This is a genomic window from Burkholderia cepacia, from assembly GCF_001718835.1.
GTDB classification, from domain to species: domain Bacteria; phylum Pseudomonadota; class Gammaproteobacteria; order Burkholderiales; family Burkholderiaceae; genus Burkholderia; species Burkholderia cepacia_F.
In genome coordinates, this window is sequence record NZ_CP013442.1 from 272,443 (window position 1) to 289,569 (window position 17,127).

Below are 17,127 nucleotides of genomic sequence, written 5' to 3' on the forward strand. Positions count from 1 at the left end.
CAAACAAATCGAAACACGCAGCGCGCGGGATCCGGAGGCCCGCGCGTCTGCCTGAGCGAAACCTAAGATAGGCACTCTGCGAAAAATTTCAAGGTGCGCCGGCAGATTTTTGCACTTGAAATTCCGTAGCCTGAACCTATCATCGCAGCGGCTTGGAACTGCATGCGGAGGACGCCATGGAATTCGACACGGACTGGCTTACGCTGGGCAGGCATCGTATCCGGCTGCGCTCGACAAAGGGCTTTCCGACCGAGACGATGCGCACCGTGACCGAGGTCGTCAGGCTCGCGATCGACAACAACATGAGCGCGCGGGCGCGACTCGTCGAGGTCGTCTGCCGGCATGAACAGACCTACGACGTGCTGGTCGGCACGACGATGGCGGAGGACAAGGATTGTGCACCGCAACTTGAAGCCGCGGTTGCGGTTGTGCTGGGCCTGTTGCCCGACCAGATCAACATCACGGTCACCCCGGTCACGCAAAAGGAGGTGGATCTGCACTTTGGCGTGTACGAGCGGATGCTGTCGGAGAAGCTGAGTACGGCTCGGCCGCCCCGCTGACCGATCGGCCCGGCGCTCCGCCGTGCGTCCGGCACAGGTTCGCGCCTCCTGCCACGCCGGCGGGCGCGGCGCGGGGCGGGGCGGGCACGGCGGCAACGATCGCGGAATGGGAGCACCATCATGAAAGTACGTTCACGCGGGCGACTCGCCGCGGCAGCCCTGGCCGCGGGCGCCTTCCCTGCCGCGGTGGTTGCCGTGGCGCCGCTGCCGCGGGCATTGCCGGCCCAGCAGGACATCTGGATCTCCGGCACGATCCAGCGGGGCAGCGGACAATTCGCTCCGGGGGACTATACGACGATCCGGCTGGATCGCCCGGCCGCGTCACCGTGCAGCGACAAGGTCGTGACCGACATTCAGCTCGGCCGGGCCGGCAGCACCGAGCACTTGCGGTGGTTGCCGTAGCCGAACCAGCGGGTCGCGGTGAAAGCACGTATTACCTGACCGGATTCCGGAATCCGGTCAGCACCGACGCAGGACTTCGCATTTCCGATCTACTGACCCGGCGGGGGAGCTGTCGATGCGGTTGCCCGCGATGCCCGACAGCGCATCGACGGCCTTGATTTTTTCGCAACTGTTTTTATATTTTGTTTTGCCAGCCCGGATAGCGATGAAGGGCAAATGGCGTATGCCCGTGACGTCGGATGACGCGTGTCTGGGAAGCACAGCGAGCGGGCAGAGTCAGGGGTGCGAAGCGAAACTTCACCGGATACGGTGAGCCTCGCAGCGCATTCGTCGGACCGGTGGTCCCGTCGGCGATCGCGCGCCCGCCCCTGAGGGAGTGACGGCCGCCTCCGATGCGGCGGCCATTGGAAGACGTGCAGGGCTGTCATGAAAACGGCGATCAGTTACCGGAACATTTCGGAGCTTGCCCGCCCCGACCTGAAAGGCCTGATTGGCAATCTCCTCGACCGGCATCTTCAGCCGCACCTGTCGCATTTCCCCGCCGAACTCGTCCGGTTGCGTGCGGCCCTCGAACGAAGCGGCCATCGCAGTCTCTACCGGGCAAGGCTCCGGCTCGGATTGCCGAGCACCACACTCACCTGTTCAGACGAATCGCCCGAGATCCGCAAGGCGCTCGAACGCTCCTTCGCGGAACTGGAGCGTCAGCTCGAGCGCCACATCGCCCATCTGCGTCACGAGGACAATTGGCGCCGCAAGGAGCGCCGCGCCGGGTTGCGGCGACTCAAAGGCGCGGTGGCCGGCCCCGCCGGTGCCGGGCTGGCGCTGTTCGGCGAGCTCGTGCGTCCGCTGCTTCCGGAACTCGATCGCTTCGCGGAGCGAGAACTCGCCTACCTGCAGGCGCGCGGCGATCTCGCACCGGGGGCCCCCGCCGTCGACGAGGTCGTCGACGAGACGCTGGCCCGTGCCTGCGAAAGACTCACGCAGTATCCACGCAGGCTCGAGCCGAGGCAGTGGCTCTATCAGATCGCGCTCGAGGTGCTCGCCGAGGAAGTGAGCCGCCGGCAGACCGACGAGGGCCGCTGGGTCTCCCTGGAAGGCAGACCGCCGGTCCAGCTGCGCGAGCCGCACGAAGACGATGACGAGCTCCTGTTTGAATACTGGCAGCCCGACGAAATGCTGCGGCTCGAGGACGTGACGCCGGCGGCCGACGGTACGCCCGAAGAGGAGTTGAGCGCGAAGGAAACGCGTCGTCTCGTCACGGCGCTTATTGCGGAGATGCCGACGTCGTGGCGCCAGGCGCTGGTGCTGTGTCGGATGGAAGCCGTACCCCAAGCCTCCGCCGCCCAGGTGCTCGGTATCAGCGAGCGGGAACTCGAGTGCTGGCTCGCGGAGGCCGACGCGTTTCTCAAGGCCCGGCTCGGCGAGTTGCGGCTTACGCCGCGGGACGCAGGCGTGGCCGGAGACTACATCGAGACGGGTGCGCCGCCACCGGCGTCCCGGCTGACCCGGGAGTTCGATGACGCCATGCGGGGTAATGCGCCTGTGTCGGGCTCGGCGTGGAGGTGAACCATCATGACCCTCAGGACGCCACATTCGGAACTCGCCGGCGCGGACGTGCTGCTCGACGAGGCGCTGCAGGAAACCTTTCCGGCCAGCGATCCCATTGCGCGCACGCCGGCATGCGACCGAATCCCCATGGAACCTGACGATACGGAGCCAACCATGAAAATCTGCCCATTGCATGATCGGGTCGTGGTCCGGCGGCAAGAGCAGGCGCGCAGGACCGCAGCAGGCATCGTCATCCCCGACACGGCGGCCGAAAAACCCGACCACGGCGAAGTGATCGCCGTCGGCCCCGGCACGCGGCTCGAGGACGGCCGCCGTTGCGAACCGGACGTCAAGGTGGGCGACCGCGTGCTGTTCGGCAAATACGCCGGCACCCCCATCAAGGTCGACGGCGAAGCGTTGCTGGTCATGCGTGAAGCCGACCTGCTGGCGGTGGTGACCGCGGATTCCGCTCCGTGAGAGCCTCGATGGCGGATCCATGGCGCGGCGTTGCGCTTTCCTGAAATATCGGGAGGAACCGGAAAATGGCAGCCAAGGACGTCAAGTTTCACGATCTCGCCCGCCACCGCATTCTGACGGGCGTCAATCTGCTTGCCGACGCGGTCAAGGTCACGCTCGGTCCGAGGGGACGCAACGTCGTGCTCGAGCGATCGTTCGGCGCACCGACGGTCACCAAGGACGGCGTGACCGTGGCGAAGGATATCGAACTGCGCGACCGGTTCGAGAACATGGGCGCGCAGATGGTCAAGCAGGTCGCCGCGAAGACCTCCGATGTCGCCGGTGACGGCACGACCACCGCCACCGTATTGGCCCAGGTCATCGTGCGGGAAGGCATGAAGTACGTCGCCTCCGGCCTGAATCCGATGGATCTGAAGCGTGGTATCGACCAGGCCACGGCGGTCGTCGTCGACGAGCTCAGGAAGCGCTCGAGAGCCGTGACGACCAGCAAGGAAATCACCCAGGTCGGCGCCATCTCGGCGAATGCCGACGAGGAGATTGGGCGAATCATCGCCGAAGCGATGGAAAAGGTCGGCAAGGACGGAGCGATCACCCTTGAAGAGGGGAAATCGCTGCAGAGCGAACTGGACGTGGTCGAAGGCATGCAATTCGATCGCGGTTGGCTCTCGCCGTATTTCATCACCGATCCCGAGAAGCAGCTCGCCGTGCTCGAGGAGCCGTACATTCTCGTGCATGACAGGAAGATCTCCAGCATCCATGACCTGCTGCCCGTGCTGGAAGCCGTCGCCAAGGCGGGCAAGCCGTTGCTGATCATCGCGGAGGACGTCGAGGGCGAGGCCCTGACCACGCTCGTGGTGAATTCGCTGCGCGGCATCCTCAAGACAGTGGCAGTGAAGGCGCCGGGCTTCGGCGATCGCCGCAAGGCGATGCTGGAAGACATCGCGACGCTGACCGGCGGCCTGGTGATTTCGGAGGAAACCGGCAAGCAGCTCGAGAAGGTCGCGCTGGAAGACCTCGGACGGGCCAAGCGGGTGGAGGTCGAGAAGGAGGCCACCACGATCATCGACGGCGCGGGTGAGCGCAAGACGATCGACGGACGCATTCAGGCGATCCGGCGTCAGATTGAAGAAACGACGAGCGACTTTGACAGGGAGAAGTTGCAGGAGCGCATCGCGAAGCTGTCCGGGGGCGTCGCGGTCATCAAGGTCGGGGCGGCCACCGAAGTCGAAATGAAGGAGAGGAAGGCGCGCGTGGAGGATGCGCTGCACGCGACGCGTGCGGCCGTCGAGGAAGGCATCGTACCGGGCGGCGGCGTCGCGCTGTTGCGCGCTCGCGCGGCGCTCGAGACGCTGCGCGGTGCCAACGCCGACCAGGATGCCGGCATCCGGATCGTGCTGCGCGCGCTGGAGGAACCGCTGCGCCAGATCGCGTCGAACGCGGGCGAAGAGCCTTCGGTCGTGCTGAACCGAGTGCTGGAACAGCCCGGCAACTTCGGCTGGAACGCGGCCACCGATACCTATGGGGACTTGATGGAGATGGGCGTGGTCGATCCGACGAAAGTGACGCGTACGACCCTGCAGAATGCTGCGTCAGTCGCCGGGCTGATCCTCACCACTGACGCGGTGGTGGCGGAGTTGCCCAAGGAAGAAACGCGACCCGCCGTACCATCACAGGAGATGGAGTATTGACTTGACCGAGAACGCGCGGCATGCGACACGGCGCAACGGAGCGAAATTCACGAGGACATTCCCCGAACCAGAGCGAGCGAGTGAACACCATGGGCAAGATCATTGGCATCGACCTCGGCACCACGAACTCGTGCGTGGCGCTGATGGACGGCAATCAGGTCAAGGTGATCGAAAATTCGGAAGGCGCGCGCACGACACCGTCGATCGTCGCCTACATGGACGAGGGCGAAGTGCTCGTCGGCGCGCCGGCGAAGCGCCAGGCCGTGACCAATCCCAAGAACACGCTGTTTGCCGTCAAGCGGCTGATCGGCCGCCGGTACGAGGAAAAGGAAGTGCAGAAGGACATCGGCCTGATGCCCTTCAGGATTTTCAAGGCTGACAACGGCGACGCATGGGTCGAGGTGCAGGACAAGAAGCTTGCCCCGCCGCAGGTTTCGGCGGAGGTGCTGCGCAAGATGAAGAAGACCGCCGAGGATTACCTGGGCGAACCCGTCACCGAAGCCGTCATCACGGTGCCCGCCTATTTCAATGACAGCCAGCGCCAGGCGACCAAGGACGCGGGCCGCATCGCCGGCCTCGAAGTGAAGCGGATCATCAACGAGCCGACCGCGGCGGCGCTCGCGTTCGGCCTGGACAAGCAGGAAAACCGTGACCGCAAGATCGCCGTGTTCGACCTCGGCGGCGGCACGTTCGACATCTCCATTATCGAGATCGCCAACGTGCAGGGCGAGAAGCAGTTCGAAGTGCTGTCGACCAACGGCGACACGTTCCTCGGCGGCGAGGACTTCGACCAGCGCATCATCGACTACATCATCGGCGAGTTCAAGAAGGAGCAGGGCGTCGACCTGTCGAAGGACGTGCTCGCACTGCAGCGCCTGAAAGAGGCCGCGGAGAAGGCCAAGATCGAACTCTCGTCGACCCAGCAGACTGAAATCAATCTGCCATATATCACGGCCGACGCGAGCGGTCCCAGGCATCTCACGCTGAAGCTCACGCGGGCCAGGCTCGAAGCGCTGGTCGAGGATCTGGTCGAGCGCACGATGGAGCCGTGCCGCATCGCGATCAAGGACGCGGGCGTCAAGGTGTCGGACATCGACGACGTGATCCTGGTCGGCGGCCAGACGCGCATGCCACGGGTGCAGGAGAAGGTCAGGGCGTTCTTCGGCCGCGAGCCGCGCAAGGACGTCAACCCGGACGAAGCCGTGGCGGTGGGCGCGGCCATCCAGGGCGCGGTGCTCACAGGCGAACGCAAGGACGTGCTGCTGCTCGACGTCACCCCGCTGTCGCTCGGCGTCGAAACACAGGGCGGCGTGATGACGAGGATGATCGAGAAGAACACCACCATCCCGACCAAGTTCTCGGAGATTTTCTCCACCGCGGACGACAATCAGCCCGCAGTGACGATCAAGGTCTATCAGGGCGAGCGTGAGATGGTCGCCGGCAACAAGCTGCTGGGCGACTTCAGCCTCGAAGGCATTGCGCCCGCGCCGCGCGGCGTGCCACAGATCGAGGTGACGTTCGACATCGACGCGAACGGCATCCTGCACGTGTCGGCCAAAGACAAGGCGACCGGCAAGGAAAATCGCATCACCATCAAGGCAAATTCAGGGCTGTCCGAGGAGGAAATACGGAACATGGTGAGGGATGCCGAGGCCCACGCCGCTGAAGATCACCGGATGCGTGAGCTCGCCGACGCGCGTAACCATGGCGATGCGCTGGTGCATAGCACGAAGAAGGCGCTCACCGAGTACGGCGACAAGCTGGAGGCGGGTGAGAAGGAAAAGATCGAAGCCGCGATCAAGGAGCTCGAGGGGGCGCTCAAGGGATCCGACAAGGCCGAGATCGACGCCCGGGTGCATGCGCTCGCCACGGCCTCGCAGAAACTCGGCGAAAAGCTGTATGCCGACGCGCAGGCGGCCGGAGGCTCAGGCGGCCCGACCGGTCAGGAAGCCGATGGCGCGACCAAAGAGGACGATGTCGTGGATGCGGAGTTCAAGGAGGTGAAGACAAAGCGGTAAGCGGCAGCAAAGTCATGCTTCGGCTCGATTCCAGGCTTGGACGAACCGATACCCGGCACGGACATCTCGTAATGGCCGGTCCGCCCGTTCGTCGTTGCGGCGGACACGATTTCCATGTTTGTCGACCATGAAGCTGAACCTGACGATTGATTCCAGGCCTTTGAGCATTGAGCTTGATGACGTAATCGCCGGGCTGCTGGCGGTGCGGCTGGACGCGCCTTCGGAAGGCGACGCCATGCGCAATGCGATTTCCCGTCATCTGAGCGACGTCGGCGGTCCATGGCTGCTGGATGAGGACCACATGCGCAATCGCATCCTGCGCCGTCTCATTTTGGAAATCGCCGATCCGGCGCTGGTCGTTCGGTATCTGATGATCGAGCAGCCGCAGTAGGTTTTCGTGCGAAACGATACGGGGAGGCAGAATCTGCACGTCGACGCACGCTGTCGGGATATAAGCGGCGATCACGATCGAGGTGTATATGAGCGACAGATTCTCTCGGTCTGGCATAGCCGGCGAAAGCAAATCGATGATCGAACGCACCCGCAGCCCGGCCAGCGACTCGGTGCGCAGAACGTGACCGTCCACGATGCCCTCGATGCCACTTACCGCATGCAATTCCGGTACGACGCGGCAGCCGCCAGCGGACGAAGTAGTCATGCGGCGAGAACGCAAGGCGGCGCGAGGATTCGGCTGGATTCAATCGAGGCCGCCCTGGCACAAATACTTGATCGACAGATAGTCGTCGAGCCCGTAGCGCGAACCTTCGCGACCGTAGCCCGACTCCTTCACCCCGCCGAACGGCGCGGCCTCGCTCGCGAGCGCGCCTTCGTTGATCCCGACGATGCCCGTTTCGAGCCGCGCCGACACGCGCGCGATCCGGCGCACGTTCTGCGTGTAGAAATACGCGGCGAGCCCGAACGGTGTGTCGTTTGCGGCGCCGACGGCTTCGTCCTCGGTATCGAAACGGAACAACGCCGCGATCGGGCCGAACGTTTCCTCGCAGGTCAGCTGCATGTCGGCGGTGGCGTCGGCGAGTACCGTCGGCGCGTAGAAGTTCGGGCCGAGTTCGGCCAGGCGTGTGCCGCCCGTCAGCACGCGGGCGCCATGCTCGATGGCGTCGCCGACGTGGCGGGCAATCTTGTCCACCGCGCGCGCGTTGATCATCGGGCCGATCTGCGCGGCCGGGTCGGTCGCCGGCGCGACCTTCAGCGCGGCGACGCGCGCCGCGAGCTTCGCGGCGAATGCGTCGTAGACGCCGGCCTGCACGTAGACGCGATTCGGCGACACGCACGTCTGCCCGCCGTTGCGGAACTTGGCGGCCATCAGCCCGTCGACGGCGGCATCGAGCTCGGCGTCGTCGAAGACGATGAACGGCGCGTTGCCGCCGAGCTCCAGCGACAGCTTCTTCAAGGTCGCCGCCGACTCGCGCGCCAGCAGCTTGCCGACCGGCGTCGAGCCGGTGAACGTGATCTTGCGCACGCGGCCGTCGGCGAGCCAGTCGGCCGCTGCATCGATGCCACGTTCGCGCGACGCGGCGATCAGGTTCAGCACCCCGGGCGGCACGCCGGCTTCCTGCGCGAGAAACGCGAGCGCGAGCGCGGTCAGCGGCGTGTCCTCCGCCGGCTTCGCGACCACCGTGCAGCCGGCCGCGAGGGCGGGCGCGATCTTGCGCGCGATCATCGCGAGCGGGAAGTTCCACGGCGTGATCGCGGCGACGATGCCGATCGGCTCCTTCACCGCACTCAGCCGCTTGCCGCGCTGCTGCTGCGGAATCAGGTCGCCGTACGTGCGTGTCGCTTCCTCGGCGAACCACAGCACGTACGACGCGCCGTATGCGACTTCACCGCGCGCTTCCGCGAGCGGTTTGCCCTGTTCGCGCGACATCAGTTTCGCGAGATCGTCGGTATGCGCCACGATCGCGGCATGCCATGCGCGCAGGATCGCCGCCCGTTCGCGGGCGGGTGTCGCGCGCCATGCGGGCAGCGCGCGTGCGGCCGCGTCCGTTGCGGCGCGCGCGTCGGTGGCGCCGCTGTCGGGTGCGCGCGCGACGATGTCGAGCGTAGCGGGATCGACGACGGCGAAGCGACGGCCGTCGAGCGCGTCGCGCCACGTGCCGTCGATCAGGTTGGCGGTGCGAACGAGTTCGGGTCGGGACAGCGTAAGCGGCATGAGAGGTCCTTGGATGAAGCGGCTCGGCGCAAGCGAGGGCGCGCGACTACCCCGCGCGGACAGCACGCTGCCGCGTTCGAGGTTGCCGCACGCCGTCCGTCAGTGACGTTCGCCGAACAGCGATTCGAGCGGGTAGTGCCGTTTGACGAACGGCGACTTGATGATCACGTAACTGAAATACTTCTCGATGCCGATGTTCTGCTCGAGCAGCCCTTCGACGATCGTCTGGTAATGGCTCACGCTGCGCGTGATGAACTTCAGCAGGTAGTCGTAGCCGCCGCTCGCGAGGTGGCATTCGACGATCTCGTCGACGTTGCGGATCGCCGCGACGAAGCGGTCGAAGTCCTCGCGCCGGTGGTCGGCCAGCGTGACCTCGGTGAACACCACCTGCACGTCGCCGAGCTTCTCGAGCTGGATGTGCGCGCCGTAGCCGCCGATGTAACCGGCCTTCTCGAGCCGCTTCACGCGGATCAGGCAGGGGCTCGGCGACAGCCCGACCGCATCGGCCAGCTCGACGTTGGTCATGCGGCCGCGCTTCTGCAACTGGGAGAGGATGCGCAGGTCGATGCGATCCAGCTTGCTGTCCGTCATGTTCACGTGAGTCGGAAAAAATGGAATGTCCGGTTACTTTAGAGTCGAACGATGGCCGCCACAAGCCCGGCTTTCCCTTGCCCGGTCAGGCCGGCTGCGCGTGCGCGGCGTCGAGGGCGCGCTGCACGCCCGGGTCGGCCAGCACGTCGTCGAGCGTCTTGCGCACGCGTTCGAACATCAGGTCGAACTCGCCCGCGGTGAAGCTCAGCGCCGGCGCGAAACCGAGCACGCCGTCGCCGAACGCGCGAAACACCACGCCGTTCGCGTAGGCCGCCGCCGCGATCCTGTCCGGCACGTTCAGCGCCGCGTCGAAGCGCGTCTTGTGCGCCTTGTCGGCGACCAGTTCGAGTGCGCCGAGCAGGCCGGCCGACCGCGCGTCGCCGACGAGCGGATGCGCGCGCAGCGCATCGAGCCCCGCCGCGAAGCGCGGCGCCAGCGCCTGGCCGTTCGCGAGCAGCCCGCCTTCGTGATAGAGCTTCAGCACCTCGAGGCCGATCGCCGCGCTGACCGGGTGCGCGGAATACGTATGGCCGTGGCCGACCGCGGCCGACTCCGCGCGGCTGCCCGCGATCCCTTCGTAGATTTCGTCGGACATCAGCACGGCGCCCATCGGCGCATAGCCGGCCGTCAGCCCCTTCGCGACGGTCATCAGGTCCGGATCGACCTGTTCGGTCTCGCACGCGAACAGCGGGCCCGTGCGGCCGAAGCCGGTGATCACCTCGTCGGCGACGAACAGGATGCCCAGGCGCCGGCACGCGTCGCGCATCGCCTTCAGCCAGCCGGCCGGCGGCACGATCACGCCGCCGGAACCCTGCACGGGTTCGCAGAAGAACGCGGCGACGTTGTCGGCGCCGAGTTCGGCAACCTTGGCTTCCAGCGCGGCCACCGACGCGGCGATCAGCGCCTGCGGATCGCCGCCGAGCGGATGGCGGTACGGGTAGGGCGACGGGATGTGGTGCTGGTCCGCGCGCGGCAGGTCGAAATGGCGGTGGAACGCGGGCAGCGCGGTGAGGCCCGCGCCGATCGACGACGAGCCGTGATAGCCGCGTTCGAGCGCAATCATCTGCTTCTTCGTCGGGCGGCCCGTCGCGTTGAAATAGTGCGTGATGAAGCGCACCGCGGAATCGATCGCATCCGAGCCGCCGAGCGTGAAGTACACGCGGTTCAGCGACGGCGGCGCGAGCGCCGCGAGCCGTTCGGCCAATTCGATGGCGGGCTGCGAGCCGAAATGGAAATAGCCGGTCGCGTAGGGCAGTTTCGCCATCTGGTCGGCGGCGGCCTTCACGATGCTGTCGCGGCCGTAGCCGACGTTCACGCACCACAGGCCCGAGAACGCGTCGAGCAGCGTATGGCCCGCGGCGTCGCGCAGGAACACGCCGTCGGCGGATTCGAGCACGGTGACGCCGCGCGCCTCGTGCGCACGGTAGTTGACGACGGGGTGGATCAGGTGTTGACGATCGGCTTCGATCAGCGCGGCGTGGTTCATGGGAAGGCGGGACTCTCGTCAGGTGTCAGCGGGTGAGTTCATGCTAACGGGCGAGAAATCCGCTTGCGTCTTCAATTTGCGGCCCGAAACGTATGCGCGCGGTGTTTGTGCGGGGCGCTTCGGCATTTTGTGCTGCGCGCCCGGCCGGCCGGGCGCGCGCCAGCAGGTCAGTAGCCGCGCGCGCGATCGACGACGCCGATCATCGGCTGCCCCGCGCGATGGCGCGCGAGGTTCGCGAGCACGGCGTCGACCGCGGTGTCCGGCCGTGTCGCGCTCGCGATGTGCGGCGTGATCCGGATGCGCGGGTGCGTCCAGAACGGATGGCCGGCCGGCAACGGTTCGGGGTCCGTCACGTCGAGGATCGCGCTGTCGAGCCGGCCGCTCGCGAGCGCCGCGAGCAGCGCGGTTGCGTCGAGCTGCGGACCGCGCCCGACCTGCACGAGCGACGCGCCCGCCGGCAGCGCATCGAACACGCGTGCGCCGAGCAGCCCGCGCGTGCCGTCGGTGAGCGGGAGCAGGCAGATCAGGATGTCGGTGCGGGCGAGGAACGCGCCGAGTGCCGCGTCGCCCGCGTAGCAGTCGATGCCGTCGAGCGTGCGCGGCGTGCGGCTCCAGCCGGCGCACGGAAAGCCGAAGCGGCGCAGCGTATCGAGCACGGCCTGGCCGAGCGTGCCGAGCCCGAGCACGCCGACGCGCCGCGCCGCGGCCGCGCGCACCGGCTGCTCGCGCCATACCTGCGCGCGCTGCTGTGCGGCGTAGTCGAACAGGTCGCGGTGGATCGTCAGCACGGCCTGCGTCACGTACTCGACCATGCCTTCGACGATGCCCGGCTCGATCATCCGCACGACCGGGATATGCGCAGGCACGCGCGACAGGTCGAACTGGTCGATGCCGGCGCCGACCGAGAACACGACTTCGAGATTCGGCAGCAGCGCGGCCGGATCGTCGGGCGGCTGCCATGCGGCGAGATAACGGATGGCGTCAGGATCGCCAAGGTCCGGCCAGATCCGGAACGGAAGCTCGGGCGCCTGCTGCGCGAAGCGCCGTGCCCATTGCGCACCGCGCACCGCGTCGGCCTTGTAGAGAAAGCTCATCGTGCGCGCCGCTCAACCGAGCGCCTGGTTCACGATCGCGAACGCGCGCAGCGCCGGGTCGCGCGCGGGCGTTGCGCCGCGCGCCATCGCGACGACGGTATCGACGCGCGGCAGCCCGAGCCCCTGCAGCCAGTCGGACAGCCCGCTGTCGCCCGGCACGTCGAGCCGCACGAACTTGCCTTCGTGCAGCGCGAGCCAGTGGCTGATCAGCGCCTGCGCGCGCTGCGCGTCCGGCGCGACCACCGGGCCGACCGCATGGCCGCGGCCGAAGCGGCGGAACAGCGCGAAGCCGAGCAGTTCGCCGTCGCGATCGAGCGCGATGCCGTTCGCGACGCCGAGCAGCGCGTCGATCACCTCGTCGCGCCGATAGCCCGCGGCCCGCGACGCGAGCGCGGCAAGTCGCGGGCCGTCGTTTGCGCCGATGGGCCGCAGGCGCTCGCCGGGCGGCAGCGAGATCAGCGGCGGCTGGAAGGCGGCACCCTGGTGCTGATCGATCGTATCGATCACGTCGAACCCGAATTTCGCGTACAGCGGTTCGCCCGCCGGCGTCGCGTGCAGGAACACGGTCCGCGCGCCGAGGCAGTCGACGACGCGCGTGAGCAGTTCGCGCCCGATGCCGCGGCCCTGGCGCTCGGGCGACACGATGACCATGCCGAGGGAGGCATGCGCGTCGTCGAAGCGCCAGCCGAGCGCGGTACCGACGATGCCGGTTTCGTCCTCGGCGACGAAGCCGCCGCCGAGCTGGAGCGCGAAGCGCCAGTCGTCGAGCCGGTGCGGCCACTTGACGGCTTCCGACAGACGATGCGCGGCCGGCAGGTCGGTTTCGGCGAACGGGCGATAGGTAAGCGTGCGGGAAGAATTGAGGTCGGACACGCCGGACTCCGGATGGGTGGGAATGACATGTCGACTCTGCCAGCGCCACGGCGGCACGGATAGGACGATTCGCCTGTTTTACGGCGTCGGCGGGCGGTCGCGCGAGATCGACGCAAACCGGCTCGATCGGCACGGGCGAACGCGCGCGACGTGCCGGCGAGGCCCGTCATTCCGACAGCTTCTGCTGTGTGAATGCCACTACGATGAAAACGCGGTGGCGCTGCCGCTTGCCGGCGAGCCTCGCCGGGCTACGACCGCGTTGCGGTTTCGCGAAGCCGCCGGCCGGCGCCGCAGCGCCCCGCGCGATCGCGCCGCAGATCGTGCTGCACGTGCGGGGCAACACGCGGCGATTCTGCGTTTTGACGGGCGCCGAACGATGCGCGAACGACTTTTTGCCCTGATTCAATTTCGTTAAACCCAGCCCATCCCCGGCCCTGCCGGGGCTTCACACCGACAGGACGTCATCATGATCCAGTTTGAACCGAAGTACATCACCTTCGACTGCTACGGCACGCTGACCCATTTCCGGATGGCAGAGACGGCGCGCGAACTCTATGCGGACCGGCTGTCGCCGGCCGCGATGGAGGCATTCGTGCGCGCGTTCGCCGCCTATCGGCTCGACGAGGTGCTCGGTGCGTGGAAGCCGTACCGTGACGTCGTCGTCAACTCGGTCCGCCGTACCTGCGCGCGGCTCGGCGTGAAGTTCGACGAAGCCGAGGCCGAGCTTTTCTATCATGCGGTGCCGACGTGGGGCCCGCATCCGGACGTGCCGGCCGGGCTGTCGCGGCTGGCGACGAAGTACAAGCTCGTGATCCTGTCGAACGCGATGGACGAGCAGATCATGAGCAACGTCGACAAGCTCGGCGCGCCGTTCCATGCCGTATTCACCGCGCAGCAGGCGCAATCGTACAAGCCGCGCATGCAGGGCTTCGAATACATGTTCGACAGGCTCGGCTGCAAGCCGGAGGACGTGCTGCACGTGTCGTCGAGCCTGCGCTACGACCTGATGACGGCCGAGGATCTCGGGATCAAGCACAAGGCGTTCGTCAACCGCGGCCACGAGCCGGGTACGCCGTTCTACAACTATTACGAAGTGTCGGACATCGGCCAACTGGCGACGCAGCTCGGGCTGTAAGCGCCGCGCCGCCTGCGCGGCGTTCGTCGCGCAGCCTGCTGCCGGCCCGCCGCGATGTCCGGGAAAACCCGCGCACGCGGCGGCTCGTCGGCATCAAAAGGTCACATGGACGGTGCGCATCGTCTCGTGTGCTCGCCACGGCTTCGACAAGACGGGCAATCCTCTGAACTTTCATGCGGCAGTCCTGGATGGCGTCCGGCAGCATGTACGCGCCGTGCTCGATCAGGATTCCGCTCGCTTCGACCGCCGCCGGGGCACGCAGCAATTCATGCTGCGCGGGCCGCTCAAAACGGTCGATTCGTATCGTGCGGGCGGCCCGAATCGCGACAAACCGCATTTTGGCGATGCTTAAATGAATTGCATGTGTACGACGTCGCGCCCGCCACCAGCAAGCGGGCTCGGCGGCATTGAACAACCACGCTGGACCCTTTGACCCACTTTCCACAGTCAGGAGCAGTTCGGATGAGCGACGATATCGACAACGGCGGCAAGGGCGGCTTCACGCGTCGCGACATGATGCGGGTCATGGCGGCGAGCGGCATGATGGCCGTCGGCGGCGGCGGCCTGCTGGCGGGTGCGCAGTCGGCGTTCGCCGCGCCGGCGCCGAAGCGCGGCGGCAAGATCCGGGTCGCGAACGAATCGAGCTCGACGGCCGATACGCTCGACCCGGCCAAGGGCTCGACGGGCGCGGACTACATCCGCTTCTTCATGTTCTACAGCGGCCTCACGCAGCTCGATGCGAGCCTCACGCCGCAGATGAACCTCGCCGAGTCGCTGCAGACGACCGATGCGAAGACGTGGATCATCAAGCTGCGCAAGGGCGTCACGTTCCACGACGGCAAGCCCGTCGGCCCGGCCGACGTGGTGTTTTCGCTGATGCGCCACAAGAACGCGGCCACCGCGTCGAAGGTCAAGCCGCTCGCCGACCAGTTCGCCGACGTGAAGGCGAGCGGTCCGGACGAAGTCACGTTGACGCTCGCCAGCGCGAACGCCGATCTGCCGGTGATCCTCGCGACGCCGCAGCTCGTGATCGTCAAGGACGGCACGACCGACTTCAGCACCGGCATCGGCTGCGGCCCGTACAAGCTGAAGTCGTTCAAGCCGGGCGTGTCGACCGTCGGCGTGCGCAACGACAGCTACTTCAAGCCGGGCATGCCGTATCTGGACGAGATCGAGATGATCGGCATCAGCGACAGCGCCGCGCGCCTGAACGCGCTGCTGTCGGGCGACGTGCACCTGATCAACGCGATCGATCCGCGCTCGACGCAGCGGGTTTCGTCGACGCCCGGTTATGCGCTGAAGGAAACGAAGTCGGGGCTCTATACCGACCTGATCATGCGCAGCGACAACCCGATCGTCTCCAATCCCGATTTCGTCGAAGGGATGAAGTACCTGTTCGATCGCGCGCAGATCCGCACGGCGGTGTTCCGCGGCTACTCGGTGATCGGCAACGACCAGCCGATTCCGCCGGGGCATCGCTACTTCAACGCGTCGCTGCCGCAGCGCGCGCACGATCCGGACAAGGCGAAGTTCCTGTTCCAGAAAGCCGGCGCGCTGGGCGCGTCGCTGCCGCCGATCTATGCGACGTCCGACGCGAACGGGTCGATCGAAATGGCCGTGCTGCTGCAGCAGGCCGGCCAGAAGATCGGGCTGAACCTGCAGGTCAACCGCGCGTCGCCCGACGGCTACTGGTCGAACCACTGGATGAAGCACCCGCTCACCTTCGGCAACATCAACCCGCGCTCGAGCGCCGACGTGCTGTTCACGCAGTTCTTCAAGTCGGATGCGCCGTGGAACGAGTCGGGCTGGAAGAACGTGAAGTTCGACCAGCTGCTGCTCGCCGCGCGTTCGGAAACCGACGATGCGAAGCGCAAGCAGATGTACGGCGAGATGCAGATGATCGTCGCGCAGCAGGGCCGGGTCGGCATTCCGGCGTTCATCAGCTTCCTCGACGGATACGACAAGCGGCTCGCGGGCCTCGGTTCGATCCCGACCGGCGGGATGATGGGCTTCATGTTCGCCGAGCATGTGTGGTGGAACGCTTGACGTTGTGGCTGGCCGCCGTCGCGCGGCCGGTGCGGGCGACCGCGCCGGCCACGCGCGGTTTTTTCGGGAGTGCCGCTCCATGAACCGAATTCTCATCGGGCTGATCGGCCGGCGCATCGCGGTCACCGCGCTGACGCTGCTGATCGTGTCCGCGATCATCTTCACGATCACGAACCTGCTGCCGGGCGACGCCGCGCAGGCCGCGCTCGGCCAGTCGGCGACGCCGGAGACGGTCGCCGCGCTGCGCCAGCAGTTCGGTCTCGACATGCCTGCGCACGTGCGCTACCTGCACTGGCTCGCCGGGCTGCTGCACGGCGATTTCGGCCGGTCGTTTTCCGGCGACATGCCGGTGTCGGAGCTGATCGGCGGGCGCCTGCCGAAGTCGCTCACGCTCGCGGCGATCACGACCGCCGTGTCGGTGCCGATCGCGCTGCTGCTCGGCATCGTCGCGGCAGTCAAGCGCGAGTCGGCGATCGACCGCGTGATCAGCCTCGGCACGCTGTCGCTCGTCGCGACGCCGGAATTCCTGATCGCGACGGTCGCCGTGCTCGTGCTGGCCGTGAAGCTGCACTGGCTGTCCGCGCTGTCGTACAGCGGCCCGATCGAAAGCCTGCACGATTTCCTGCGTGCCTATGCGATGCCGGTGCTGACGCTGTGCGCGGTCGTGATCGCGCAGATGGCGCGGATGACGCGCGCCGCGGTGATCGAGCAGTTGAGCGCGTCGTATGTCGAGATGGCCGTGCTCAAGGGCGCGAGCCCCGCGCGCGTCGTGCTGCGCCATGCGTTGCCGAACGCGATCGGCCCGATCGCCAATGCGATCGCGTTGAGCCTGTCGTATCTGCTCGGCGGCGTGATCGTCGTCGAGACGATCTTCAACTATCCGGGCCTCGCGAGCCTGATGGTCGACGCCGTCAGCAACCGCGATTTCCCGTTGGTCCAGGCGTGCACGCTGATCTTCTGCGTCGCTTACCTGACGCTCGTGCTGTTTGCCGACCTGTGCTCGATCGTGTCGAACCCGCGACTGCGCACCTGAGTGTTT

General features: G+C 66.7%; 16 protein-coding genes. 11 read left to right on the forward strand and 5 right to left on the reverse strand.

Features of this window, described 5'->3' with window-relative positions; all coding sequences use genetic code 11:
* Positions 1 to 176 precede the first annotated feature (176 nt).
* The 7 genes from WT26_RS00995 to WT26_RS01025 all read left to right on the forward strand — a co-directional run bounded on the left by WT26_RS00995 (position 177) and on the right by WT26_RS01025 (position 7,084).
* A complete protein-coding gene (locus WT26_RS00995) occupies positions 177 to 560 on the forward strand; it encodes a hypothetical protein (protein ID WP_059902928.1) in 384 nt (127 codons plus the stop codon).
* A 120-nt stretch (positions 561 to 680) separates the two neighbouring features.
* Complete coding sequence (locus WT26_RS01000) at positions 681 to 962, forward strand: hypothetical protein (protein ID WP_231130442.1); 282 nt, start codon at positions 681 to 683, stop codon at positions 960 to 962.
* Between the two features lie 426 nt (positions 963 to 1,388).
* The gene (locus WT26_RS01005) at positions 1,389 to 2,528 is read left to right on the forward strand and encodes an RNA polymerase subunit sigma-28 (protein WP_069269497.1); all 1,140 of its coding nucleotides are present in this window, start codon (positions 1,389 to 1,391) and stop codon (positions 2,526 to 2,528) included.
* 156 nt (positions 2,529 to 2,684) lie between these two features.
* Positions 2,685 to 2,987: a co-chaperone GroES gene (locus tag WT26_RS01010; RefSeq protein ID WP_069269707.1), complete on the forward strand. Its 303-nt coding sequence runs from the start codon at positions 2,685 to 2,687 to the stop codon at positions 2,985 to 2,987.
* A gap of 65 nt (positions 2,988 to 3,052) precedes the next feature.
* Positions 3,053 to 4,675: a chaperonin GroEL gene (gene groL, locus WT26_RS01015; protein ID WP_069269498.1), complete on the forward strand. Its 1,623-nt coding sequence runs from the start codon at positions 3,053 to 3,055 to the stop codon at positions 4,673 to 4,675.
* Positions 4,676 to 4,764: 89 nt separating this feature from the next.
* A complete protein-coding gene (gene dnaK, locus WT26_RS01020) occupies positions 4,765 to 6,693 on the forward strand; it encodes a molecular chaperone DnaK (protein WP_069269499.1) in 1,929 nt (642 codons plus the stop codon).
* Between the two features lie 127 nt (positions 6,694 to 6,820).
* A complete protein-coding gene (locus tag WT26_RS01025; RefSeq protein WP_010100378.1) occupies positions 6,821 to 7,084 on the forward strand; it encodes a hypothetical protein in 264 nt (87 codons plus the stop codon).
* A gap of 306 nt (positions 7,085 to 7,390) precedes the next feature.
* On the opposite strand, the gene WT26_RS01030 is transcribed toward WT26_RS01025, so the two are convergent.
* From WT26_RS01030 to WT26_RS01050, 5 genes are all read right to left on the reverse strand, one after another.
* Positions 7,391 to 8,863, reverse strand: a complete 1,473-nt coding sequence (locus WT26_RS01030) for an NAD-dependent succinate-semialdehyde dehydrogenase (protein WP_069271983.1) — start codon at positions 8,861 to 8,863, stop codon at positions 7,391 to 7,393.
* Positions 8,864 to 8,962: 99 nt separating this feature from the next.
* Positions 8,963 to 9,454 carry an Lrp/AsnC family transcriptional regulator gene (locus tag WT26_RS01035; protein ID WP_006749694.1) on the reverse strand — a complete coding sequence of 164 codons (492 nt, stop codon included), beginning with the start codon at positions 9,452 to 9,454 and terminating at the stop codon, positions 8,963 to 8,965.
* A gap of 85 nt (positions 9,455 to 9,539) precedes the next feature.
* Positions 9,540 to 10,940, reverse strand: coding sequence for an aspartate aminotransferase family protein (locus WT26_RS01040; protein ID WP_059666817.1), 1,401 nt, complete (start codon positions 10,938 to 10,940; stop codon positions 9,540 to 9,542).
* A 167-nt stretch (positions 10,941 to 11,107) separates the two neighbouring features.
* Positions 11,108 to 12,034, reverse strand: coding sequence for a 2-hydroxyacid dehydrogenase (locus WT26_RS01045; protein WP_069271984.1), 927 nt, complete (start codon positions 12,032 to 12,034; stop codon positions 11,108 to 11,110).
* Positions 12,035 to 12,046: 12 nt separating this feature from the next.
* Positions 12,047 to 12,907 (reverse strand): GNAT family N-acetyltransferase, encoded by an 861-nt coding sequence (locus WT26_RS01050; protein WP_069271985.1) that lies wholly within the window; start codon positions 12,905 to 12,907, stop codon positions 12,047 to 12,049.
* A gap of 466 nt (positions 12,908 to 13,373) precedes the next feature.
* Between WT26_RS01050 and WT26_RS01060 the strand changes: the two genes are divergently transcribed.
* The 4 genes from WT26_RS01060 (at position 13,374) to WT26_RS01075 (ending at position 17,121) form a co-directional block, all read left to right on the forward strand.
* Complete coding sequence (locus WT26_RS01060) at positions 13,374 to 14,042, forward strand: haloacid dehalogenase type II (RefSeq protein WP_069271987.1); 669 nt, start codon at positions 13,374 to 13,376, stop codon at positions 14,040 to 14,042.
* 112 nt (positions 14,043 to 14,154) lie between these two features.
* Entirely contained in the window at positions 14,155 to 14,394 is a 240-nt protein-coding gene (locus WT26_RS01065) for a hypothetical protein (protein ID WP_069271988.1), read from the forward strand.
* Positions 14,395 to 14,504: 110 nt separating this feature from the next.
* Positions 14,505 to 16,088: an ABC transporter substrate-binding protein gene (locus tag WT26_RS01070; protein WP_059524003.1), complete on the forward strand. Its 1,584-nt coding sequence runs from the start codon at positions 14,505 to 14,507 to the stop codon at positions 16,086 to 16,088.
* Positions 16,089 to 16,167: 79 nt separating this feature from the next.
* Positions 16,168 to 17,121 carry an ABC transporter permease gene (locus WT26_RS01075; protein WP_059524005.1) on the forward strand — a complete coding sequence of 318 codons (954 nt, stop codon included), beginning with the start codon at positions 16,168 to 16,170 and terminating at the stop codon, positions 17,119 to 17,121.
* Positions 17,122 to 17,127: the final 6 nt, after the last annotated feature.